Source organism: Enterococcus sp. AZ167 (assembly GCF_051714025.1).
In the GTDB taxonomy this organism is placed as follows: domain Bacteria; phylum Bacillota; class Bacilli; order Lactobacillales; family Enterococcaceae; genus Enterococcus_D; species Enterococcus_D casseliflavus.
Genome location: NZ_JBIORB010000001.1, coordinates 956,256 through 980,584, shown reverse-complemented (window position 1 = coordinate 980,584; position 24,329 = coordinate 956,256). Strand labels below are relative to the sequence as shown.

At 41.9% G+C, this 24,329-nt stretch carries 16 protein-coding genes and 2 pseudogenes; 17 read left to right on the top strand and 1 reads right to left on the bottom strand.

Going from position 1 to position 24,329, the window contains the following annotated elements; genetic code table 11:
- Positions 1-28 precede the first annotated feature (28 nt).
- The 17 genes and pseudogenes from IGJ05_RS04590 (at position 29) to IGJ05_RS04510 (ending at position 23,154) form a co-directional block, all read left to right on the top strand.
- On the top strand, positions 29-805 hold the full coding sequence (locus tag IGJ05_RS04590; protein ID WP_015509524.1) for an ABC transporter ATP-binding protein: 777 nt from the start codon (positions 29-31) through the stop codon (positions 803-805).
- A complete protein-coding gene (locus tag IGJ05_RS04585) occupies positions 777-2,867 on the top strand; it encodes an ABC transporter permease (RefSeq protein WP_266166894.1) in 2,091 nt (696 codons plus the stop codon). The genes IGJ05_RS04590 and IGJ05_RS04585 overlap by 29 nt, the downstream gene beginning before the upstream one ends.
- Positions 2,868-3,172: 305 nt before the next feature.
- Positions 3,173-4,507, top strand: a pseudogene (locus IGJ05_RS04580) (Ig-like domain-containing protein).
- A gap of 183 nt (positions 4,508-4,690) precedes the next feature.
- Entirely contained in the window at positions 4,691-5,743 is a 1,053-nt protein-coding gene (locus IGJ05_RS04575) for an LPXTG cell wall anchor domain-containing protein (protein ID WP_266166895.1), read from the top strand.
- 297 nt (positions 5,744-6,040) lie between these two features.
- Positions 6,041-6,781, top strand: coding sequence for a helix-turn-helix domain-containing protein (locus IGJ05_RS04570; protein WP_438725053.1), 741 nt, complete (start codon positions 6,041-6,043; stop codon positions 6,779-6,781).
- A gap of 62 nt (positions 6,782-6,843) precedes the next feature.
- Positions 6,844-7,563, top strand: a complete 720-nt coding sequence (locus IGJ05_RS04565) for a hypothetical protein (protein WP_266166897.1) — start codon at positions 6,844-6,846, stop codon at positions 7,561-7,563.
- 240 nt (positions 7,564-7,803) lie between these two features.
- Positions 7,804-8,712, top strand: coding sequence for an ABC transporter ATP-binding protein (locus tag IGJ05_RS04560; protein WP_266166898.1), 909 nt, complete (start codon positions 7,804-7,806; stop codon positions 8,710-8,712).
- Between the two features lie 2 nt (positions 8,713-8,714).
- Positions 8,715-9,518 (top strand): ABC transporter permease, encoded by an 804-nt coding sequence (locus IGJ05_RS04555; protein WP_167822441.1) that lies wholly within the window; start codon positions 8,715-8,717, stop codon positions 9,516-9,518.
- 107 nt (positions 9,519-9,625) lie between these two features.
- Positions 9,626-9,844 (top strand): YneF family protein, encoded by a 219-nt coding sequence (locus tag IGJ05_RS04550; protein ID WP_005235432.1) that lies wholly within the window; start codon positions 9,626-9,628, stop codon positions 9,842-9,844.
- Positions 9,845-10,044: 200 nt separating this feature from the next.
- Positions 10,045-11,793 (top strand): ABC transporter ATP-binding protein, encoded by a 1,749-nt coding sequence (locus IGJ05_RS04545; protein ID WP_042890950.1) that lies wholly within the window; start codon positions 10,045-10,047, stop codon positions 11,791-11,793.
- The gene (locus tag IGJ05_RS04540) at positions 11,793-13,568 is read left to right on the top strand and encodes an ABC transporter ATP-binding protein (RefSeq protein WP_266166899.1); all 1,776 of its coding nucleotides are present in this window, start codon (positions 11,793-11,795) and stop codon (positions 13,566-13,568) included. Before IGJ05_RS04545 ends, IGJ05_RS04540 begins: the two co-directional genes overlap by 1 nt.
- Positions 13,569-14,242: 674 nt before the next feature.
- Positions 14,243-15,595 carry an SLC13 family permease gene (locus IGJ05_RS04535; protein WP_266166900.1) on the top strand — a complete coding sequence of 451 codons (1,353 nt, stop codon included), beginning with the start codon at positions 14,243-14,245 and terminating at the stop codon, positions 15,593-15,595.
- A gap of 62 nt (positions 15,596-15,657) precedes the next feature.
- Positions 15,658-17,787, top strand: coding sequence for a hydantoinase/oxoprolinase family protein (locus tag IGJ05_RS04530; protein WP_266166901.1), 2,130 nt, complete (start codon positions 15,658-15,660; stop codon positions 17,785-17,787).
- Complete coding sequence (locus IGJ05_RS04525) at positions 17,784-18,518, top strand: hypothetical protein (RefSeq protein ID WP_081116554.1); 735 nt, start codon at positions 17,784-17,786, stop codon at positions 18,516-18,518. The genes IGJ05_RS04530 and IGJ05_RS04525 overlap by 4 nt, the downstream gene beginning before the upstream one ends.
- Positions 18,519-18,666: 148 nt before the next feature.
- Entirely contained in the window at positions 18,667-19,776 is a 1,110-nt protein-coding gene (locus IGJ05_RS04520; protein WP_225001317.1) for a LacI family DNA-binding transcriptional regulator, read from the top strand.
- A 412-nt stretch (positions 19,777-20,188) separates the two neighbouring features.
- Positions 20,189-21,033, top strand: a pseudogene (licT, locus tag IGJ05_RS04515) (BglG family transcription antiterminator LicT).
- 201 nt (positions 21,034-21,234) lie between these two features.
- Positions 21,235-23,154 (top strand): beta-glucoside-specific PTS transporter subunit IIABC, encoded by a 1,920-nt coding sequence (locus IGJ05_RS04510; RefSeq protein WP_438725051.1) that lies wholly within the window; start codon positions 21,235-21,237, stop codon positions 23,152-23,154.
- A 78-nt stretch (positions 23,155-23,232) separates the two neighbouring features.
- Here IGJ05_RS04510 and IGJ05_RS04505 read toward each other — a convergent pair whose 3' ends face one another.
- Positions 23,233-24,153, bottom strand: coding sequence for a MurR/RpiR family transcriptional regulator (locus tag IGJ05_RS04505; RefSeq protein WP_010748037.1), 921 nt, complete (start codon positions 24,151-24,153; stop codon positions 23,233-23,235).
- Positions 24,154-24,329 lie beyond the last annotated feature (176 nt).

The window sequence follows — 24,329 nt, the reverse complement described above, 5'->3', positions numbered from 1 at the left end:
CTGCTAAACTGGTAGCAAAGGAGTGAAGATGATGGCTTTACTAGAATTGAAAAATGTATCGAAAACCTATACAGGGGAAGTGTCTGTTGAGGTTTTACAACAAATCGATCTCAAAGTGCCAGAAGGAGAATTTATCAGCATTATGGGGCCATCTGGCAGTGGCAAGACCACCATGCTGAATTTGGTGGCAACATTGGATAAACCGACTTCAGGTTCGGTGATTCTCAAGGGAGAGCAGCCACTAGAATTATCTAAGCAAAAACTCGCGGAGTTTCGTCGTCGGCAACTAGGCTTTGTTTTTCAAAACTACAATTTGCTTTCGCCATTGAGCGTGCTTGAGAATGTGATTTTACCATTGACATTGGATCGGGTGCCAGTTCCTGAGATGAAAGAACGTTCGGAACAGCTATTACGTGAACTTGGGATCTATGAGAAAAAAGACAAACGCATCTATCAGCTTTCCGGTGGAGAGCAGCAGCGAGTTGCGATTGCTAGAGCTTTGATCCATCAACCAGAATTGCTTTTAGCAGACGAACCGACGGGTAATCTTGATTCCAAGGCAGCACGAGATGTCATGGAAATACTAAGTCAGATGAACAAACAGCGCAAAGTCACTACCATGATGGTCACCCATGATCCGTATTCCGCCAGCTTTTCTGATCGGGTCGTTTTCATCAAAGACGGAAAGCTGTATAACGAAGTCTATCGTGGTGCTGATCAACAGCAATTTTATCAAAAAATTCTTGAAGTCCTAGCACATTTAGGAGGTCGCCGTCATGAATTTCAGACAGTTGATCATTCGTAATCTGCGGGGAAATTTTCGAACCTATGCAGCATACTTCGTCAGCAGCGCTTTTGCAGCGATGGTGTTTTATATCTTTAGTCTTTTGCTCTTTCATCCGCAATTGGAAGAAAACTTATCTAATAGCGATACACTTTCAAGCTTAGCTAAGGTCGGTCTATCCGTCGCACTCGTGGTGATCGCCTTACTGTCGCTGTTGTTTTTATGGTATACATTTGTGGTCTTTTTGAAACGACGCAAACGTGATCTGGCGATCTACTTGATTTTGGGGATCGAAGAAAAAGATCTGCGAAAGATTTTGTTTGTCGAAAATGCCCTTTTAGGAACCTGTGCCACAGTATCTGGTATTGGGTTGGGGATTTTAGTGACGAAATTGTTGCTGCTGATTGCGCAAAATGTCATGTATCTAACAGAAGGACTGAAATTTATTGTTCCTATGGAAGGTTTAGGATTGACCTTTGGGATCTATGTCTTTATTTTCCTCTTGATCTCCTTTTTCAGTACTCGGACCTTGCAAGGAGAACAGATCATCTCATTGATCAAGGAAAATGAAAAACCTCGTCCTGAGCCAAAAAGTCATTGGGCATTGGCATTTTCAGGAATTGTGCTGTTACTAGTTGGCTATGGATCGGTCTTTTATTTTAGCTACCAAACGTACTCCATGCTGCCACTTATGCTAGGAGTCTTGTTGACTGTTGCAGGCACGATTTTGTCATTCCATCAGTTCAGCGTATTTCTGTTGAAACGATTAAAAAAACGCCCGACCTTCTTACGAGGGACTCGGATGCTGACTATCAGCGAATGGATCTTTCGCATGCGAGACAATGCGGCGATGTATAGTCTGATCGCTATTAGTACCTCCGTGGCATTCGTTGGGATTTCCGTGATGCTGGCGATTGGCAGTTCTTCTTTTTCTTCAATCCAAGGAATCAGTGTAGCCTATGTGTTCCCGTGGTCTGGGCCAGAAGACCTCGATCATTCTGAAGGAAAAGTGAATGAAATTAAAACTGCCATAGAAGAAAAAGGGTACTCACCTGTAACGGATAGTGTTTCCTTACTATGGGCCTATGCGAATCTTGATGAATCTGCAGTTATGAATGATTCATTTTATACGACGAATGGCTTTTCAATTATGCGAGAAAGCGACTATCAGAAAATGATGAAACAAATCGGTGAGGAAGCTGATTCTGTTGCAGATAATCAAATAATGACACTTAGTGCTAATTATTCACGTCGAAAACAGCTTCTAGAAGTCCCTGAGAACGAACGCACAAGTATCTATCCACTTGAATTAGGTTCAGAAACCGGTATAAAAAAGGATGTTACGATTGTCCACAGCCCCTCAATGCTTTCTCTGGATTACTTTGGATTGTCAGTTGTGACAGATAAGACCTTTGAGGAATGGCAAGCTCTCTTACAAGAATCTAACGATGATATGGAATCTGGTTTTATTTGGTTAGACTATCCAGAATGGGCTGAAACACCTGAATTGGTATCTGATTTCAATGGAAAGTTAGATAAAGAAAATGCCTTGATCGATCAGCAATACGAAGAACTCAGTCGGGAGTTTGAAGCCAAAGGTGACTATACAGATGAAGAATGGTCAGAAGCGGCAAAAGACATTCCGATGCGTACGTCTTATACCTCGAAATACCAAGTTTTCCAAGAAAATCGTCAAGGAAATGGCATCATTTTAATGATCACGGTATTACTAGGTTCGGTTTTCTTTATTTTCTCCGCTTCGATTATCTATTTCCGTTTATTTGCAGATTTAGATAAAGATGGAGCGTATCATCGTTCCTTGCATATTTTAGGTGTGTCGCCCAAGGAGCGTCACAACGTTCTGAAACGCCAACTGCAAGTGATGTACTTCTTGCCAACAGTCGTGGCAATGATCCATTTTGCGGTGGCAATGACCGCTTTGCGTATTTTAGTAGAATTGCCTGTTTGGCAATACTATGGTGTGATCGTTAGTCTCTTTTTGATTTTCCAAATCGTTTTTTACTTTGTTTGTCAGTACCGGTACTTCCAGCAAATTGATAGGATCGCCGATCCGACAGAGTGATTTATTTTTTAGCCAAATCCCTTTCAATCAACACAGATTGGGATTTGGTTTTTTGCTTGCTGCATTGTTATTTTTCTTTCACCAATGAAGCGTTTTAATTGTGTAAATCACCGAAAAGCCGATAAAATTAGTTAACACTGATTCTATTAGGCAGTCGCGGATACGCGGCAAGAATGTGGCAACTGGAAGACTATTTTTCTCACCGTGAAACGAAAAGACAACTGTTAATGAAAATATTCATGTCGAGTACAGTAATTGCTGTGACCGATGGGTTTAGCTAAGCGATCACTTAAGGGAGGAAACCAATGATCAAACGTTTAGGAAAAGCATTTGCTGTCTTGCTGCTGTTGATTCCTGTTTTTGCTGGTATGCGGGTAGTTTATGGGGAAACCGATGTGGGTGCCAAGCTGATCACAAATGTATCGATCGTTAATAGCCACAACGAGGTCATCACAAGTATTGAAAAGGATGATTCCTTTAAAATAGATATGACCTGAAGTTTGGAGGACTTAGGTGATTTAAAAGCAGGTGACAAAGCGACCGTCACTTTGCCAGCTGAGATTGAAGGCGTTAATAATACGTATGCTTTATACGATGAAAATAACAACTTAGTGGTCAATGTTACCCAAGTTGGCAATCAGCTGACCTTTGTTTTCACGGAATTTGTCGAACAAAATACCAATGTACATGGGGACTTTTATTTTTGGACAAAGTTCAGTGATGACGTGATAGAAAACCAGATCAACAACATCAACTTTGAAACGGCAAATGGGACGCAATCGGTGCCTATTTTTATTCAAGCAGTGGATGATTCAGGGGAGGGTGCCTTACTCACCAAACAAGGACTGTATTTAGGTACGCAACAACCCAAACGAATCATTGATTGGCGAGTGTATATCAACTCGTTTGACACGGACCAAGTGACGATCAAAGATGGAACGTTTATTGACTTTTTAGGTCCTCATCAGACTTTAGTCAGTACGAGTGCTCGAGTGGTCTATGGACCCAGCGTTTCCAACCCAACGTATGTCGAGCAAGTACCGATTGTTTTAAATAGTGACGGATCCTTTGAAATTCCTTTGCGGGATACAGAGGAACGGATCTACATTACCTACAAAACAGAAACGGATGGTTCATTGGAACAATATACCAATCGGGGCATCCTTGATGCTTTGGTCAATGATGTGCCAAGAACAAGCAGTATTACTGGCTATACGCCACGCTATGGTGGCGGTGGTGGCGGAACCGGTGAACCAGGAGAGTCCAGCAGCACGGAACCAAGTAGCGAAAGTAGTACAAGTAGCAGCACGGAACCAAGTAGTGAAAGTAGTACAAGTAGCAGCACGGAACCAAGTAGTGAAAGTAGTACAAGTAGCAGTACGGACCAAAGTAGCGAAAGCAGTATGATTAGTAGTTCAGAATCAAATAACGGGAGTAGTTCTAGTAATAATGGAGCGATTACACATCAAAGTTCAACCCCTGGGAACATGCAGGTATCCCAATCAAATAATTTGCATAATCAATCAGAAAAACAGCAGTTTCCTCAAACGAATGAATCGTCTAATCATTTATGGATTGCAATAGGAATGGTTTTAGCAGGATGCGCATTGAAGTTAAGTTGGAGTAAATTTATCAGGTAGATAGAAACTGACATTTTGGAGGCAGTTTATTTACTTGGAAGAATAATTAATAAAGACTTATTTAAAGGGAAGATGCCATTTTATTGGGTCTTTCCTTTTTTTTTTCGGCGCATGTTTTCTCTGAGAATTCATTATAATTTCCTTATCAAGTTATCTTGAAATATTCATTTAGGAAGTGAGAAAATGAGAAAACTGGTTGGAATTGTGTTGATTTTGCTGTTAGCGGGATTATTGCTGCTGGTGTTTGGTTTCGATCATTCTTCAGCAAAAGAACGAGCCGGAGGGAATTTATCGTTTTCTGTTCAAACGAACCGAGTGATCTATGATGAAGCCTTGAAAGTCATTACGATCCCGGTACGGCCGAACAAAACGCTGACTTCAGAAAACGTTTGTATCCGTTTAACTTATGGTTGGGATGGCAATGGACACAGTGAAAAGGTGATTGGTGAAACGTATCTAACAAATGTCGATTGGTTTTCAGGTGTTGAAAACTACTTAAGGATCTATGCTGAGATGGCCATCGATGAGATCAAAAGTGTGGATAAAGTAGATTTAGTTGTGATTTATGACGGTGAAACAACGATTACTGAAAACTTGAAGCCTAGTCAATGGCAGGTAATAACACCCTCGAGCTCTAGTGAGCGCACGAACTCTGAGATAAGCGCAAGCTCTAAGGTGTCTGAAGAAACAGGCTCTTCCTTTAGTAGTATCGAACCGAAATTTAGCGACTCTCAATCGACGGATCCAAGGACGTCTACTACGGAAAACACAAGTCTGGATTCTCAAAGTATCGAAAGTAGTCACAATGCAAGTGAGTCAGAAAACTTCAACACCCAACCAGTCAGTGAGAGTGAATCGACTCAGATAACTAGGAGTCGAGAAACCACCGCAACAATAGGAACAACGACCGTTAGTGAAGCTGCATCTGAGAATCTTTCAGATGCAGAAACGAAACCAAATAAATTAGCGCCGAACCAAAGTCAGTCAAGCAAGCGAAGTGTTTCCTCTAATGATCCCACAGGCAAACAACTCGCTAAAGCATCGTCTTCAGTGAAAATGGAACAGGAACAACGTACGGAGACAAGCAGTGCTAAGGAGGTCAATGGAGTTGTACTACCGAAAACCGGCAGCAAAAATACGAGTATTCACTATTTACTCTTTGGTTTAGGCGTGGTTATCCTTACTGTCTTCCTTTACTGGCTGAATCGAAAGTTATTTTCTGATGAGAGGCAGTAAAGAAAAAATCCGAGGATAATGAGAGAATTGATAACCCACGATTGGAATTTTCTTCCCCAGAAAGCACAATCACGTTTTGTTTTACCGTTTTTAACAAAATGTCTGACGATCGTTTTGAGGCGTCAGACTTTTTTTATGAAAATATACAGATAACGAAAGGAAAATTTGTTAAAAGTGATTTGACAGAAAAGAGCGCACGGTGGTACCATCACCAAACACTGACAGCTTACAATTTTGTAAGATGACAAATTTAGGATAAAAACAGCGTTTGCTGATTATACAAGCGAGGGAAATTTCATGTTACACGCACTTTTGGATGCGACAGAAAAACAAATTTATGCTTTTCTAAGTTATTGTTACGAAACGAACAAGGAAGACTATACAATTAAAGAGCTCTCAGGTGTTTTCGATAGGAAAACCACCAAAATGCAGTCGATCGTTCAGCAAGTAGAGGTGTTTCGCGCACGCTATCCTCAGTTTACTTTGACCTATGATCGACTGGAGAAAGAAGTGACGATTGCTTTTTCTCCACGATTCCTAATGAGTCAAGCCTATAGTGTATTGTTGCAGGGAACCGTTGGGTTTATCTTGCTGGATGCACTCTTTCAGGGGGATTATCATTCCCTTGAACAACTCAGCCACAAAATCTTTAGCAGTCCCCGCACGATTCAACGAAAATTGCAGGAGTTAAATCATGTTTTGGCGAATTATCATTTGTCCTATAGTTTAAAAAAAGGTGATCCTTTGGCAGGTGCTGAATATGCGATCCGCTATTTTTATCATCTTACCTATTGGCAAATTTTTGATGAGAAGGACTCACAAGTCTTGGCATCGATCAAGGAGAAAGAGCAGGCTGAAGCGTTGTTTGAAACCCATGCTTCTTATATGAGAAAAATCGATATCGATAAATTTCTTCATCTATTCGCTATCTCCGTGCAAAGAATCCATCAAAAGCATCCGCTTTCGTTTTTACCAAACGAAGTACTGACCTTTGAGCACCCATTAATTGAAAAAAACAGTTTGATCAGGTCTTTTTGAACCCATTGATTCACAGGAATCATCTGCCGTTTTCTGAAATTTCGGAGGTTGAACGCAGCTTCTTGTATTATATGTTTGGGGTAATGAACACCTATCTTGAGGAGGATCTCGATGCTGCTAACATCTCGTGGCTGACTCAGCCAAAGTACCAGCAAGAAGCGCAGCTCGTTGAAAAACTAGCCGTGTATTTTCGGTTGACGTTTACAGAAGCCGAAAAAAACTATTTACTGGTTAATCTGGTCATGATCCATTCCGCCTCTGGCTGTTTTGGTACGCGACAAAAAAGCGATAGTTTTGGCAAAACAACCGACGAGCAAGAGCTGCAAGCCGCTTTTCCAGTGCTTTATCCAACCATGAAACGGTTTTTTTGGGAAGCGACTGTTTCTTTACCAGCGTTGCGTAGATTACTGCAAATGAATGATCGTTTGATTTTTCAATACTGTATGTTACTGAGAGTTATTTTTATCAAATATGAACAGCCGGTCACGTTCTCGATCCATTCGAAATACGGAAAAACGCAAGAGCTTTGGATCAAGAACCGCTTGATGAATGCCACGCATCGAGCGATGGCCCATTATTCGCTGTCTCAAAAACCAGATTTGGTGATCAGCGATTATCCGATCCATCAGGAATTTTCCGAGGAAGAACAGCCTTACCTCTTTTATTGGAATGGTCACCCAAGCGCAAAGGAGTGGAAACAGCTCAAGCAAGTGATCAAACAGATCAGAAGTGCCAAGAACAAGGCAGCGTTCGCCCAACTGGCATTCACCCAAACGGAGTGAGCCATCTATAAGATCGAGCAAATAGAACTTATAATTTTGCCAAGCTTTTCACTAGCAGCAATAGGGCAAACGTGAAAAGCATCAGTGATAAACGAAGTTGTCAAGAAGCAAAAACAGGAGCACCGATGTTCCTTTTTCGCTTCTTGACTTTTTTTTACAGAGATGGCATGGTATACATATTATCATAACGTTTTTTATTTAAAATCGTTGCAGAAATGGTGTTAGGAAGAAGGGGTAACTTTGACAGAAGTATTAGCACTGCAAAATGTTTCCAAATTGATTGGAACCAAACGAATCATTGATGATGTTTCCTTTGTGGTGGACCAAGGACAAGTCGTTGGTTTATTAGGGCCCAATGGGGCTGGGAAGACGACGATCATCCGAATGATCGTTGGCTTGATGAAGCACAACACAGGATCGATTGCCATTATGGGAAATTTATTGGATTCTTCTTTTAAAACAGCGATTGCCTCAGTCGGAGCGATCGTTGAGAATCCTGAGTTTTATAATTATATGACCGGTTATGAGAATTTGATGCAGTATCAGCGTATGGCGAAGAAAAAAGGCACAGCCTCTGAGCTAGAAGCCCTGATCCGTCAGGTGCATTTAGAAGGACATATCCATCAAAAAGTCAAAACCTATTCATTAGGGATGCGTCAGCGTTTAGGTGTTGCCCAGGCGCTGGTCCATCAACCAGATCTATTAGTTTTAGATGAGCCGATGAATGGGCTGGATCCTAAAGGCATGCGGGAGTTCCGAGAAATGATTCTTTCTTTGAGAGAAAAAGGAGTTTCTGTCTTAGTTTCCAGTCATCAGTTAAGCGACATCGAGCAAATTGCCGATCATTTGATCGTGGTGCAAAAAGGAAAAGTCACCCATCAAGTAGCAATGGCAGAGTTGAAAGCAGAGAAAAATGTGTTGATCATCAAAACTGATGATAACTTGCAAACAGAAGCACTGTTAAAAGCTTCCTTTGACGTCGAGGTCTTGCACGTAGAAGACGAATTGCAAGTCACGTTGCAAACAGATCAGCGTTCTGAAATCGCTGTAGCGATCGTGACGGCGGGTATCGGCTTAAAAGAACTACGGACAAAGCAATCTTCTTTAGAAGATACATTCTTGGCTTGGACCGAAGAAGGAGGTTTGTAAGCATGCTGACATTGATTAAAAATGAATGGATCAAATTAACCAAAAAGCGTTCTACTTGGATCATGCTGCTTTTATTGGTTTTAATGACGTTTGGCTTGACCTATGTTGTACGCTTAGGTAGTCCAGAAATTGGTGCCAATGATTTATTTGCTTCTTTAAGCGATATGACGTCGTTCTTAAACTTATTTGTAGTGATTGTGGCGGCTTCTTCAGTGGCGGAAGAGTTCAGTCGAGGAACGATCAAGTTCTTATTGATTCGGCCTTTTTCCAGAAGCCAAATCTTAGCAGCAAAAGCCATCAACACGTTTTTATTTGCGCTGTTAGGGACCGCTGTTTTACTGATCAGTAGTTTAGCAGCTGCCAATTTATTTTTAGCAGCTGAATCACCTTTTGCTGCTACTGGCTACAACGGGCTAGCGGCGATTCTCGTTGCCCTTGTTTTTGCGGGAACCAACTTGCTATTGATCGTCTTTTATATTGCATTGACCCTCTTTATCTCAGCCGTCATTCGCTCTCAAAGCCTGGCGGTAGGGTTAGGCTTGGGTATGTTGTTTGGAAGCAGTATCATCAACTCGATCATGCTTTTTGCGCAAGAAAAATACCCATGGCTGAAGTGGAATCCATTTAATTTTATGAATATCAAAGAGCAGATACCGAGTGTATTAAATAGTCCTGACATGCAGATGACTGCTTTTGATCCGGGATTGGGCTATTGGGAAATGGCGATCGGGATCCTTGTTTACAGTGTTTTAATCTACCTTTTAACAAATTGGTTATTCAACAAAAGAGATGTCGCATTAAGTTGAGGAAACGAGTGAAAGTTTTTGGATAAATCCAGCTTTCACTCTTTCTTTTTGTGTTTTTTTCTAGTAAAATGATTCATTGAGAGTACAAGAGAAAGGAGAGTTTTCGAATGGTTAGTGTAGGAATCGTAATCGTGATCGCTGTTGTTGCAGCATTACTAGGCGCTGTCGGCGGCTTCTTTTTGGCGCGTAAATATATGCAAGATTATCTAAAGAAAAATCCTCCCGTTAATGAGGATATGCTTCGCTCGATGATGATGTCAATGGGTCAAAAACCTTCTGAGAAAAAAATTCGTCAGATGATGCAGCAAATGAAAAACCAAAAGTAGGTTTTTTTCTAAGAAGCGGGCTGATTTTATCAGCTCGCTTTTTCTTGCGGCAAAACGCAACAACGAATAAAAAATGTCCCCAGGCTGCTTTTTCTGTTTACGTTCTGTAAATAGCGGGGTAGCAATCGAATCTGAATCCAATGAATATTCGGAAAAATCGCAAAATTTAGGCAACAGGTCATAAAGAAATGGAGAGTGTTATGTCAATATTTAGGAAGTTAGGTTGGTTTTTTAAACAAGAAAAGAAACATTATTTGTTAGGCGTAGGCTCTTTAGTCTTGGTCGCCTTGGTACAGTTGGCACCTCCCAAAGTTATCGGAATCATCATCGATGAGATTGCGGAAAAAGAGATCTCGATGCAGACGATCTTTTTTTGGGTCATGATCTTGATTGCTTCAGCCATCGCTCAATACGTGTTTCGTTTCGTCTGGCGAACGCATATCTGGGGCAGTGCCGCTCGGCTAGAAAAAACGTTACGCAGACAGCTATTTGCACATTTTACAAGGATGGATCAGTTGTTTTATCAAAAGCATCGGACAGGTGATTTGATGGCCCATGCCACCAATGACTTGAATGCCATCCAAAATGTGGCAGGGGCAGGGATCTTGACCTTTGCCGATTCCTTCATCTCGGGAGGCGCAACCATCATTGCGATGGTTCTCTTTATCGACTGGCGGTTAACGATCATTGCTCTATTGCCGCTGCCTTTCTTAGCAGTCATGGCACGGGTTCTTGGCAGCAAATTGCATGATGCGTTTCGTGACTCGCAAGAAGCATTTTCTTCCATCAACGACAAAGCCCAAGAAAGTATTACTGGGATGAAAGTCATCAAAACCTTTGGACAGGAAAAAGAGGATATCGCTGATTTTCAAACCAAAATCGACCATGCCATCATCAAAAACCGCAAAGTCAATTTTCTGGATGCCTTGTTTGATCCGTTTATTACGATCATCATCGGAATCTCCTATGTGCTGACGATCATCGTCGGCGGCAATTATGTTATGGACGGTACCATCTCGATCGGTCAATTGGTATCCTTCATCAGTTATATCGGTATGTTAGTTTGGCCGATGTTTGCCATCGGACGTCTGTTTAATGTGCTGGAACGAGGCAATGCTAGTTATGATCGGGTTGCCGAATTGTTGGCGGCAAAGACCCATATCATTGAAGCCAAAGATGCGGTCGATGCCCCAGCTCAAGGAACGGTGAACGTTCAAATCAATGATTTTCACTATCAAGGAGATGATTTTGCTCTGCAAGACATCCACTTTACTTTACCAGCAGGTCAGACACTAGGTGTCGTCGGGAAAACCGGTGCTGGAAAAACCTCTTTGATGAAGCTCTTGTTGCGAGAGTATGATTCATTTGACGGGGCGATCACCTTCGGGGGCATTGACAGCAAGCAATACTCCTTGAATGCTCTTTTGGGGTCGATCGGTTATGTTCCGCAAGATCATTTCTTATTTTCCATGACGATTCGAGACAATATCCGCTTTGCGCAACCACGGGCTTCTCAAGCAGAAGTGGAAGCAGCTGCTGGATTGGCAGTGATCCACGAGGATATCAGTCAGTTTCCTGAAGGGTACGAAACGATGGTGGGGGAACGTGGTGTTTCTCTTTCTGGTGGACAAAAACAGCGTTTATCCATTGCCCGTGCTTTGATCACTGATCCAGAATTATTGATTTTAGATGACGCCCTTTCAGCAGTAGATGCCAAAACAGAAGAAGCTATTTTACAACAGTTGCGGACGTTCCGTCAGAATAAAACAACGATCATTGCTGCCCACCGCCTAAGTAGTGTTAAGCATGCAGAAGAAATTCTGGTGATCGACAATGGGAAAATCAGTGAACGTGGGACCCATGAACAATTATTGGCTGCAAATGGCTGGTATAAAAAAATGTGGGACAAACAGCAACTAGAAGCCAAAATCGAAGGGAGTGAAGCCTAATGCAAGAATCAGAATGGAGTAAATCGATTCCCTTTAAAGAGCAAAAAAACATCATCAAACGAATGTTTCTTTTTGCCAAGCCATTTCGAAAAACCTTCTATGCAGCGATTTTTTTTGCTTTTGTGCTATCGATCGTCAATATCCTGTTGCCTTTGATCATTCAAACCTTTATGGATAATTATTTGACCAATCAAACGGCGACCCAGCAAGTCATTTATTTCTTTGCTGCATTGTATTTCTTTGGGGTGTTGGTAAAAGCTGTGATTTGGTTTTTCCAATGGTTCCTTTATTCGATGGGTTCTTTAAAAACCTATCAGTATATTCGAGCAAAATTATTTGAAAAATTGCATAGTCTTGGGATGCGCTATTTCGATCAGACGCCAGCGGGTTCGATCGTTTCACGGGTCAGCAACGACACAGAAACGTTGTATGAATTTTGGTATGTCTTCTTGATGGTATTGACAGGAATTTTTGCGGTGGTTTCTTCTTTTGCCGCCATGTTCCGCATCAACGTCAAAATTGCCTTACTGAACTTGATTTTTCTGCCGATCCTAATGGTAGTCATCTGGTATTATCAAAAATTCAGCTCTCGTATCTATCGTCAAATGCGGGAAAAACTGAGTCAGCTGAATACGAAATTGAATGAATCGATTTCTGGTATGCAGATCATTCAGCAATTCCGTCAAGAGGCGCGGCTGAATGAAGAATTCGAAGCGACCAACGATGATTATTTGAAAACTAGATACGCTATGATCCGCACGAATGCGCTGCTATTATCACCAATCATTAGTTTGTTGTATGCCTTAGCGATCGCCTTGTCGTTGACGGTCTTTGGGTTTGATGCCTTAGAATCGCCCATTGAAGTCGGATTGATTTTCGCCTTTACGACCTATATTCAAGGATTTTTTAATCCCATGACACAGATGATGGATTTTCTCAGCGTCTTTACTGATGGGATGGTCGCCGGCAGCCGTATTCTAAAGATTATGGATAACGAAGAATACACGCCCCAGCAAAACCCCGATGCTAGTCAAACCATCACCAAAGGAAAAATCGAATTTCGCAATGTCAGTTTTTCCTATGATGGAAAAAACAACGTATTGAATCATATTTCTTTCATCGCCTATCCAGGTGAGACCGTGGCTTTAGTCGGTCACACAGGAAGTGGCAAGAGCTCGATCATCAATGTGTTGATGCGTTTTTATGAATTCGGGGAAGGGCAAATTTTGATCGATGATCAAGATATCCGCGACTTTACGATGGAAGAGCTTCGGAAAAAAGTCGGACTCGTATTGCAAGACGCCTTCATGTTTTATGGGGACATCGCTGACAATATTCGCTTATTGAATCAGGACATTCGTGAGGAACAGATCGAAGCAGCAGCAAAATTTGTTCAAGCAGATGCCTTTATTCAAAAATTACCTGGTAAATACCACGCCAAAGTGATTGAACGGGGCGCCAGCTATTCAAGTGGGCAGCGGCAATTGATTTCCTTTGCCCGCACCATGGTGACCGATCCGAAAGTGCTGGTCTTGGATGAGGCGACTGCCAATATCGATACTGAAACAGAAGGGCTGATCCAAGAAGGGTTGGCAAATATGCGTCAAGGGCGAACCACGATCGCGATCGCCCATCGATTGTCTACCATCCGCGATGCCGAGTTGATTTTGGTGCTTGATAAAGGCTCGATCGTCGAACGAGGCACCCATGATGAACTTTTGGCTCAAAAAGGGTTGTATGCCGATATGTACCGTTTGCAGGCAAGTGAAGTTTAAACGACCAATAGACCTTAAAATACCGCCTAGGTATTTTAAGGTCTATTTTGTATAAATTGAACAAATGGAGGAAAAAATTTCTATTTGTGATTGACAGCGTTTTCACCCTTTGCTATCATGTAGACATTAAAGCAACTAGCTCCTAGACATCCAAACGGATCAAACGGTCGCGAGACATTTCGGTTAAGATTAGGAATCACGCGCAGTCAAGCGAGTGGCAGAGGAGCTCTATGTGAAATTTTGCGCAAATAGGAGGGTCAAATTATAGACTAGATATATGGGGGAAGCTGCTCTAAGCAAAAGGCAAGTATCCTGAGCCTATCTTTTACGAAGAACCCAACCAACGAGAGAGGATTGTGGAGGGTGATTGGAATAAAGGCAGTCCCATCGAGAAGGGGGCGAAAAGGAATGTATTGAGAGCTCAAAGATAGTCGAGTGGATAAACACGAGAAATCATTCGTTGTTTTATTTTTTTAAATTCTTTGTTAACCGGTTAACTAAAACGGTTAACAAAAAAGAGGAGGAAAGCAAACGTGGGGAATGGTCACAAGTTTAGCCGTTTTTTTCATGACAAAGGTCGCATTCAGCGAGAATAGGGAAAGTAGCAAACGTAGAAACTTGCAACACGATCTATGAACAAAAAATAGTTCAAATGGAAAGATGAGGGGAAATTTATGGTAGAAATTATAATTGGTATTTTAATGATCGTTTCTTTCTTAGGAATGGTTTGGTACTGCGTCAAAGGGTTCAACCTGATGGTAGGTTTCTTCATTATGGCAACACTTTGGACCGTTTTAGCTTTTATTGGCAATGCGTTGAGTCCGGATTTAACAGCTTTGAATTTTGTCGATACGATCACCAACATTTATCAAACAGGACCCGCCGGTTTTGCTAGTTCGATTCTGGTCAATATTTTCTTCGGTTCCTTCTTTGGTCGGATTTTGATGGATACAGGGATCGCAGCAACGCTGATTCGGAAGGTTGTTGAGCTTGGTGGAGATAAACCACGGATCACCATGACCCTTTTATGTACTGTTACTGCCTTATGTTTCACTTCCATGACGGGCATTGGTCCTGTAATCTCTATCGCAGTGATCGTTATGCCGATTTTGCAAGCGTTGGGTATTCCAACAGCGATTGCTTTATTCGCTTTTATGGGTTCCATCATGGCGGGAATTTTTGCCAATGTAACAAATTTTGTGCAATACCAAGGTATTTTAGCAGCATTACAACCTGAAGGAAGTCAATCCATGATGGAATATGGGTTTTCCGACTATTTCACATTCGGCATGATCGCACTAGTCGTTTCCTTACTTGTGACATTGGTTTTTGCCAATATTGCTTTAAGTCGTGCGAAATCATCAAAAGTCAAAGCGTGGGCTTCCACACCTGGTGCAACTTCAGGCGATGCTCCTTGGTATTCTTGGGTGGCTGTGATCGCACCAGTCTTACTCGTTGTGTTTGCTGAGTTTCCTATTATTCCTGCATTTATTCTGGCAGCTTTGTACGCCTTACTGACTTGCGGAAAATTAAAAGGTGGTTTCGTAAATATTTGCCGCATGTTAGCTAAACAATTTGCAGATGGTGCTGTCGATGTTGCGCCCCTGGTAGGTTTCTTATTAGTACTGGCTATGTTTAATTCAGCTGCAAGTCTCGCGGTTCCTTTCTTTGAACCAATCGTTGGCGGTCTAGTTCCTCATAGTACCGTGGCTCTTGCGATCTTATTTGCTATCTTAGCACCCCTTGGTTTTTTCCGTGGTCCTTTGAACTTAGTCGGATCAGGAGGCGCAGTAGCGGCAGTGATCTTAGCTGCCACAAATTGGGATCTGGCATTCATTTTTCCACTTTTCGCTGTGGTCACGATCGCTCCTCAGCATTTGGATATTACTCAGTCATGGGTAGCATGGGGGCTAGGACATCATAAAGTTGGTTCTAAAGATTTCATGAAGTTTTCGATACCAGCTGGGTGGCTTTCTAGTGCGATCCTGTGTATCATTGCGCTCATTTTGTTCGGATTGAATAACTAGTCGATGAAGAAACGTAGCTAATCAATAAATCATGCAACTATGGATGTAGGAGGAAAGTGGAAATGAGTGAATTAAGAAAAGTTAGAATGGGAATCGATGTAGGCGGTACCCATACAAAAGCTGTCGCTATCGATAATCTGACTCACGAGATCATAGGAAAATCCAGCGTGAAGACCACCCATGATCATGAACGGGGGGTAGCTGCTGGCGTTGTCGAGAGTTTTCAAAATTGTATGAAAGAAAATGATATTGACCCAAAAAGTGTGATTTTTGTTGCTCATTCAACCACCCAAGCCACGAACGCTTTGATTGAAGGGGATGTGGCTGACATTGGTGTTTTCGGTATGGCTCGTGGTGGTTTCGAAGGGTTTCTGGCAAAGCGTCAATTAAAAATTGCCGATATCGTCCTAGGAAATCAGCGATCCATTAAGATCATCAATGCCTTCTCAAAACTCAAAGGAATGAATAAAGCGAGTGTGGAAGAGATGATCGATGATCTAGTGAGGCAAGGATCAGAAGTGATCGTCGCTAGTATGGCTTTTGGAGTAGATAATAATGATGCTGAGAATCTAGTGATGGAAGTTTGTACAGAAAAAGGAATTCCCTGTACCGTTGCTTCGGATATCACGAAACTTTACGGATTGACCAGAAGAACACGAACGGCCACTATCAATGCAAGCATTTTACCTAAAATGTTATCTGTCGCAAATTCAACGGAAGTCTCTGTGAAGGAGTCGGGAGTAGATGTACCTTTAATGATCATGCGCGGCGATGGTGGGGTTATGGAAATTGCTGAGATGAAAAAGCGACCAGTTCTGACTATGCTCTCGGGTCCAGCAGCTTCAGTAATGGGTTCACTGATGTATTTACGAGCATCAAATGGTGTGTATTTTGAAGTAGGCGGCACAACCACCAATATCGGTGTCATTAAAAACGGACGGCCAGCGATCGACTATTCTGTCGTTGGCGGACATGAAACATACATTTCCAGTTTGGATGTTCGGATCACGGGTTGTGCAGGGGGTTCCATGATTCGAGCAACTGCTAATGGAGTGGTAGATGTAGGACCTCATTCTGCTCATATTGCCGGTCTGGACTACGCAGTCTACTCTGATCCAACCAATTGGACAGGAGGAGAGGTGGAATTCTTTAGTCCGAAAGAAGGAGATCCTGCGGATTATGTTGCAATCAAATTTGATAATGGTGAGCGGGTAACTATCACCAATTCGTGTGCAGCGAATGTGTTGGGCTTGATCAAACCGGAACATTTTTCTTATGGGAATATCGAAGCGGCTCGAAAAGCGATGGGCGTATTAGCGGATTATTGTGGCACGACGATCGAAGATATTGCGACACAAATCATGGAGCGTTCTTATGCAAAATTAGAGCCAGTGATTTTGTCTTTAGCAGAAAAATACAAATTAGAAAAAAGCCAAATTTCATTAGTAGGAGTTGGTGGCGGCGCTTCGTCATTAATTATCTACTTGTCAGAAAAAATGGGCGTAAAATATTCGATTCCGGAGAACGCTGAGGTGATTTCCTCAATTGGCGTCGCCCTAGCGATGGTGCGAGATGTCGTTGAACGGATCATTCCTTCCCCTTCGAAAGAAGACTTGCGATCAATCAAAACAGAGGCTATCAATAAAGCCATTGAGAGTGGGGCTACCCCAGAAAGTGTGGAAGTCTTTATCGAAATCGATCCTCAAACGTCTAAAGTCACAGCCATTGCGACTGGTTCCACCGAAGTCAAGACGACGGATCTTTTAGCAGAGGCAACCGTCGAGGAAGCCCAAGAATTAGCAGCAGGCGATTTGGGGCTACCTACCAACGAAATTGATCTTTTAGAGAAAAGTTCGCATTTTTATGTGTTTGGAACCCGTGTTTCTTCAGGAGACAATCCGGCAATTCGAATCCTTGATAAAAAAGGCTTTATTAAAGTACAACGAGCTTCAGGGAAGGTCATCAAAACCACCGCGGAGAATTATGTGCAAGCAGTCGAGCAACTGTGGGATGACTTGGCGATCTATCAGACAGAAGTGATTTTGCGTCCAGATTTCTATATTTGTGCCGGACCACGGGTGATGGATTTTTCAGTAAACGATTTGGAGGCATTGATGTTGTTGATCGATATCGAAATGTCGACTTTAGATCCAAATGAAGAAGTGATGGTTCTGGCGGCGAATTCCCTATGATCAAGCAGAGGTTTTTCTTAAAACAGCAACATACGGTTGATCTGACATTATTAGAAACGTGGTATGAACAGCTCATGCCCATCAACGAATTTAGTTGGGGAGTATTTGAGTTTACCCGCGAGATGCTGCGTAATAAAGTGAGTGAAGAGGAAAAAAACGAAATCATTGAAGAAGCCATTTTATGTGGTAGAACATGGGCGCAAAAAATACTCGACCAGTTTGATTTAAAAAAACAGGAAAAGGCAGATCGTGCCTGGTACTTGGCGAATAAGCTTGGTTTAACGATTACGGAAAGATCTGGAAAACCGACGAAGTTTCGTATGGTCTTTGCGCAGTTTATCATGGAGCGCTCCATTGAATTGATCACTGAACCCATTGCTGCTTACACCGAGCTGACTCAATCTTCGGAAATATTGCCTAAACCAGAAGTTATCCGAGGAGTCTTGATCGCTCATGAAATTTTTCACTATTTAGAAGAGCAACATGGGGCAACGATGTACCATATCACCAAAACGATTCCCCTGTGGCGCTTTTTTTCCTACGAGCATCGGTCGACGGTTGGTTGTGCTTCGGAAATTGCGGCGATGGCCTTTGCAAAAGAACTGTGTGAGACAGACTTTGTGCCTCAAATGTTAGATATTTTGCTTTCTTATCCGTTGGAAGTCGACTTTTCAAAAAGTATATATGAAGTCGTGCAGCAAGAAATGCGCCACATTGAAGCAATGAGCTAGTTCTTTGAAAATCGCTCACTTAGCGGCTTCTTTACGATCCGTCACTATTGAGATAGGACAGTCCATGTCGAACGAAATCGGTCCTTGTTCATTTTTCAAGGGTTCCATGATATAATTGACCAACAGTAAAAAGCAAGGCGTGGATTGAATGGCAAATGAGAAAATCACCATTAAGATGGTGTCAGAAAAAGCAAATGTTTCAAAAACCACCGTTTCTAGATATTTGAATGGCAAATATGAATTTATGTCAGCAGAGACAAAAAAGCGCATCGAAGAAGTGATCGAGGAGCTTGAATACCGTCCAAATGCGCTAGCACAGGGGTTGAAAAACAATAAAACGGGATTGATCGGCATCGTTGTCAGCAATATCATGATCCCGGAAGTAGCAGCTTTAGTTCGAGGCGTCAATGATTATTGTATACGAAAATCTTTTCAGGTGATTCTTGTTGAAACCGATCACAAAAATATTTCTCAGCAGGATCAAATTCAAGCGTTGATCGACCGTCAAGTGGAAGGGCTGATTCTGTCGTCGAATCAGGACGAAGCATTCGTGAAAAGCTTGACTGAGCAAAAGGTCAAGATCGTGCTGGCTGATTGCACGATCGAAGAAGTGATGATTGATACAGTCATCGTTGATAATGAAAAAGCGACGGGCGAGATGATTCAACGTATTTATTCAGAAGGCTTTGATCGAGTCGCTTACTTTACACCACCGCTCACAACGCCTAGTCGGAAGAAAAAGCTCGCTCTTTTTCTGGAAAGTTCTAAAATCGCAGTTAGAAATCCTGAACAACTAGCATTTGAGATCGAAGAAACACAAGCGGCATTTGACGCGTGTAAGGAATCACTAAACGAATTGTTGAAAAAAAATCAAGGCTATCGTTTAGCAATACTAGCTGAAAACAGTGAGTTGATGTTTGCGTTGATCCATGTGATCTATAGCTTGGGCTTACGGATTCCAGAAGATGTTGCGATCGGGGGCTATGATGATTTAGGCTGGAACAAACTTTATCATCATGAAATGTCTGTGATTGAAAAACCGTCGTATGAGATTGGTTCGCAAGCTGCTGAACTTTTAGTCAAGCGGATCTCAAAAGGGAAAATGCAGTATAAACCAAAGGTAATCGAAGTACAGCCAAAAATCAAAATGAATGGTTCGACACAAGTGAGTGACAATAGTTTTGATAAGATCGTTATCCGTATGAACCAAGAAAACCAGCCTTACATCAAAAAAAATTATCGTAAACAAGATGATTAGGTTTTTTTGAAAAACAAGAAACAAATGACACCATAGCCGGCTCCCTAAAGATTAGACTGATCAGTCAAGTCTTTGGGGAGCGTTTTTTCGTTCGCTAAGGGTTTTGTCTTTATCTAAGATAAGAACGAATAAAAATTGATCGCTCGTGTATTTAAGAAACGATCAATAGATTCGTACTAGGTGTCAGTAAAAATAACGAACAACGATTGACAGCGCTTTCTACCTTTGCTATGATAAAGATAATAAAACTGGTTCTAATGGATAGTGATTGTTGATTTTTAACAAGCTAAACCTGATGAAGCTGCGGTATTTGCGCTGCTTTCATGAGGTTTTTTCTGTGTTGACTGTTGGCTCAGCAATAAAGACAAGCAATGAACCATATCCGCAATGATAAAGTAAGTGGGGGTAGGAGATGAAAATCAGTAAAGTGTTAAACAATAATGTTGTGATCACTACCGATCAAAGTCAAAACGAGATTATTGTTATGGGGCGGGGGATTGCATTTAAGAAAAAAGTGGGAGATGAAATTTCTTCAGAAACGGTCGATAAAGTGTATCGCTTAGAAAATCAGACGATCTTATCTCAATTTCAAGAGCTGCTTGCTGACTTACCACTGGAATATCTTGAATTATCCAATGAGATCATTGAGTATGCTCGGCGAGAATTGTCATCCCCAATCAATGATTCCATTTACATCTCGTTGACGGATCACATGCACTGTGCCATTGAACGATCGAAAAAAGGAATGACGGTCAAAAATGTCTTATTGTGGGATATCAAGCGTTTTTTCCCCGATGAGTACCAAATAGGCTGCAAAACAGTAGAAAAAATCAAAGAACATTACGGGATTCAGCTGCCAGATGACGAAGCTGGCTTTATTGCTCTGCATCTCGTCAATGCGCAAACTGAGAATGGGGTGACCAAGGCAATATTGCTGAACTAACCCAAACGATGCAAGACATTATTAACATTGTTAAATATTTTTTCAAAACAACCTTTGATGAAGAGTCCGTTTATTTTTATCGCTTCACTACGCATTTGAAATTTTTTGTCTCAAGAATGCAAAACCATACCCCTCATGCGGATGAAACCGATGAAGATCTTTTGGCTATGGTCAAAGTGAAGTACCGAAATGCGTATCAATGCGTACAAAAAATCGCTGAACTATTAGAAAATCAGTATCAGTATCAAATGTCCAGTGACGAAAGTTTGTATTTAACGATTCATATTGCCAGACTTGTGCAAAAGAATCGTTGATTGAAAAAAAACAAGAAAGGAGAAGGATTTTTTGATTCATGAGAAGGTGTCAAAAAAGAAAAGTTTCTTCGCAATGATTCTTATCAAACGTCAGCTTCAAGACATCTGACCATGCAGCAAGAAATCAAAAAAAGAAAACATTTTGGATAGTGACATTCAGTTGGCTAAACCTTCAATACAAAAAAATTGGAGGAATCAAAAATGGGAAAATATCGTGAATTAGCAGAAAAAATCGTAGCAAATGTCGGTGGGAAAGAGAACATCAATAGCTTGACGCATTGTATCACACCCCTGCGTTTTAAATTAAAGGATGAAGGCGTCGCAAATGATGAAGTCTTAAAGAACATGGATGGGGTCGTGACGGTCATGAAGAGTGGCGGTCAATACCAGGTGGTTATCGGAAACCATGTGCCAGATGTCTATGCAGAAGTGATCGATGTTGCAGGAATCAGTGGTGATGCTGAAGAAACAGCTTCAGGTGGCAACTTGTTTGATCGTTTGATCGATATTTTGAGCGGCTGCTTCCAACCCTTCTTAGGGGCTTTGTGTGCGGCGGGGATGATCAAAGGACTAAACGCACTGTTGCTTTTTATTGGTACAACAGGCTTGATCGATTATACAACGACGACAGGTACCTACGTGATGTTCAATGCGATCGGCGATTCGATCTTCATGTTTATGCCAGTGATTTTAGGGTATACGTCAGCGAAAAAGTTTCGCTTAAATCCAATGGTGGGAATCGTGATCGGGTCAGCGCTTTGTTACCCAACGATTCAAGGATCTGCTTTGCAAGCCACATTTCTTGCAGGGGCTGGCGAGGGAGCTGCTGCACCGTATAGCTTGTTAGGCTTGCCTGCGTACGAAACGTTTTTAGGAATTCCGTGGGTTGGCGCAACGTATACTAGCAGTGTGGTGCCGGTCATCTTTATCATTGCCTTTGCTGCACAAGTTCAAAAATTTGCGAAAAAAATCATTCCTTCTGTTGTCCAAACGTTCTTAGTGCCGTTCTTGGTTCTCTTGATTGCATTGCCAATTGGGTTTTTGGTGATTGGACCTGTAATCAGTATGTTGACGGATCTTTTGAGCTCAGGATTTGAAGCGTTGATGGACTTCTCACCAGTTGCCTATGGCTTGTTGCTAGGTTTCTTCTGGCAAGTATTGGTTATTTTCGGTCTTCACTGGTCAGTTGTTCCGCTACACATTATGCAAATCACGCAACTTGGTTATAGTCAGATTTTGGTAGCTACGTTTGGTGCCAGCTTTGCTCAAACAGCCGTAGTGATGGCGATGTACTTTAAACTGAAAGATAAAAAACTGAAAGCACTATGTCCACCAGCTATTATCTCAGGGCTTTTCGGTGTAACGGAGCCAGCGATTTATGGGATCACGTTACCGAAAAAAATGCCGTTCTTCTACTCAATGATCGGTGGTGCGGTCGCAGGTGCCTTCTTGATGATTAATGGAACAACGAGTTACACCTCTGGTGGGTTAGGGGTCTTTGGCATTTTCAACTACATCACTCCAGAAGGCGACGCTAGTGGCATGTGGTTCTCTGTCTTCGGAATCTTGATCGCTGCAGCGATTGGCTTTGGTTTGACCATGGCTTTCTGGAAAGATGATGCAGTGGAAGAAGAAATCGCAGAAGGACAACCAGCGATGACTGTTCGAAAAGAAGTGATCACTTCTCCAGTGGAAGGAACGATCGCGCCACTAAGCAGTGCCAAAGATGAAGCTTTTGCTCAAGGAGTGCTAGGAAAAGGCATCCTGATCCATCCATCAAAAGGCGAAGTCGTGGCTCCTTTTGATGGTACAGTGATGACATTGTTCCCAACCAAACATGCCATCGGGTTGATTTCTGAGAATGGTTTAGAACTTTTGATCCATATTGGTTTGGATACTGTTCAATTGAATGGTGAGTTCTTTGAAGCGCATGTGAAGCAAGGCGATAAAGTCACTCGTGGGCAAAAATTGATCAGCTTTGATAAAGATGCATTGATCAAAGCAGGATTCAATATTGAGACCCCAGTGCTAGTGACCAACTCAGCGGATTATTTGGATATCATCGAGTCTGACAAACGAGAAGTTGGTTGTTCCGATGATTTGATCACGGCTTTAGTTTAGGAAACATTTTCCTGCAAAACAGCTATATAAGGATAAAAGCGATCGGTCGTGAAGGCGCGATCGCTTTTTGACAGTCATTTAATTGGGAAACAGTGAGTCCTTATAATGAAGGTTTTTATCATAGGTTGGTTCAGCGATTATAGTTGATGAAGTGGGGCGCTTATCATACGCCATCCCAATATCGATCAAATGCTGCAGATTTTTCTCATAGTGCTCCGAAAAGACGACTGCATACAACAAATCTAGCAAGTAGCAAACTGAGGTATTGATCGTAAAATTCGCGATCTTTGAATAAAGCCTTTCTCTTGTTGTGATATTTAAGACACAATCGCTTAATTTCGCTAACGCATTCTCGCCAATACTAGTCATCCCAATGATGGAGACCTGCCGTTCGGCGAGGATCTTACCGATTTCTTTAACCATTTTGTTTTCACCTGTGTAAGAAATCAAAATCGCGGTCGTATCGGAGGTACAGTTGGATGCCTCATAGGCACTTTCGCCGAAGGTATCGCAGACGTGGATACTTTTTCCTAAACGCCGCATCTTCAAAACAAAGTCTTGAGAAATCAAGGTGTTGGCATTGCTGGCGAAAATCCTGATATGGTTGGCATTGAGCAACGATTGTTTCGCTTTTTGTAATTCATCATGATGGATCAAGGAAAGCGTATCTTCGATCGTTGTTTGTTCAAGCTTTGCCAACTTTTTGGCGATGGTCATAATACCGTCATGGGAAGAGAAGGGAAAGTTCGCATCCACATCGGTAAAATGGCTGCTCATATAAGTTTGCTCTTCCACAAAGGCCGTTTTTAAGTCGAGCCAACCATTGAAGCCTAATTTTTTGGCGATCCGAATAAAAGTAGAAGGATGAACATAGGTTTTTTCAGATAATTCCTTGATGGTTTGATCCGCCATCGCGGTCGGATTGGCTAATAAATAATCAATCAACGATCGTTCGGCGGGTGCTAGTTTGATTTGGCGCATTTTTTCTTGTAACAACATGGAATACATGCTCCTTTTTACATTTTTTTATGATTATTTGTAAATGGTTTTTACAGAAATTCGTTTTTACTCAGTACCTAGCGAATCGTTTACATCCTAATTATTCCTTATTTGATGCTCTTTGTAAATCTTTTTTACAAAACACCTGCAAGAAGAAGCGAGATTTGCAAACGCTT

Coding starts and splice junctions, on each gene's coding strand:
- IGJ05_RS04590 (WP_015509524.1), top strand. CDS start 29: ATGATGGCTTTACTAGAATTGAAAAATGTATCGAAAACCTATACAGGG.
- IGJ05_RS04585 (WP_266166894.1), top strand. CDS start 777: ATGAATTTCAGACAGTTGATCATTCGTAATCTGCGGGGAAATTTTCGA.
- IGJ05_RS04575 (WP_266166895.1), top strand. CDS start 4,691: ATGAGAAAACTGGTTGGAATTGTGTTGATTTTGCTGTTAGCGGGATTA.
- IGJ05_RS04570 (WP_438725053.1), top strand. CDS start 6,041: ATGTTACACGCACTTTTGGATGCGACAGAAAAACAAATTTATGCTTTT.
- IGJ05_RS04555 (WP_167822441.1), top strand. CDS start 8,715: ATGCTGACATTGATTAAAAATGAATGGATCAAATTAACCAAAAAGCGT.
- IGJ05_RS04550 (WP_005235432.1), top strand. CDS start 9,626: ATGGTTAGTGTAGGAATCGTAATCGTGATCGCTGTTGTTGCAGCATTA.
- IGJ05_RS04545 (WP_042890950.1), top strand. CDS start 10,045: ATGTCAATATTTAGGAAGTTAGGTTGGTTTTTTAAACAAGAAAAGAAA.
- IGJ05_RS04540 (WP_266166899.1), top strand. CDS start 11,793: ATGCAAGAATCAGAATGGAGTAAATCGATTCCCTTTAAAGAGCAAAAA.
- IGJ05_RS04535 (WP_266166900.1), top strand. CDS start 14,243: ATGGTAGAAATTATAATTGGTATTTTAATGATCGTTTCTTTCTTAGGA.
- IGJ05_RS04530 (WP_266166901.1), top strand. CDS start 15,658: ATGAGTGAATTAAGAAAAGTTAGAATGGGAATCGATGTAGGCGGTACC.
- IGJ05_RS04525 (WP_081116554.1), top strand. CDS start 17,784: ATGATCAAGCAGAGGTTTTTCTTAAAACAGCAACATACGGTTGATCTG.
- IGJ05_RS04520 (WP_225001317.1), top strand. CDS start 18,667: ATGGCAAATGAGAAAATCACCATTAAGATGGTGTCAGAAAAAGCAAAT.
- IGJ05_RS04510 (WP_438725051.1), top strand. CDS start 21,235: ATGGGAAAATATCGTGAATTAGCAGAAAAAATCGTAGCAAATGTCGGT.
- IGJ05_RS04505 (WP_010748037.1), bottom strand. CDS start 24,153: ATGTTGTTACAAGAAAAAATGCGCCAAATCAAACTAGCACCCGCCGAA.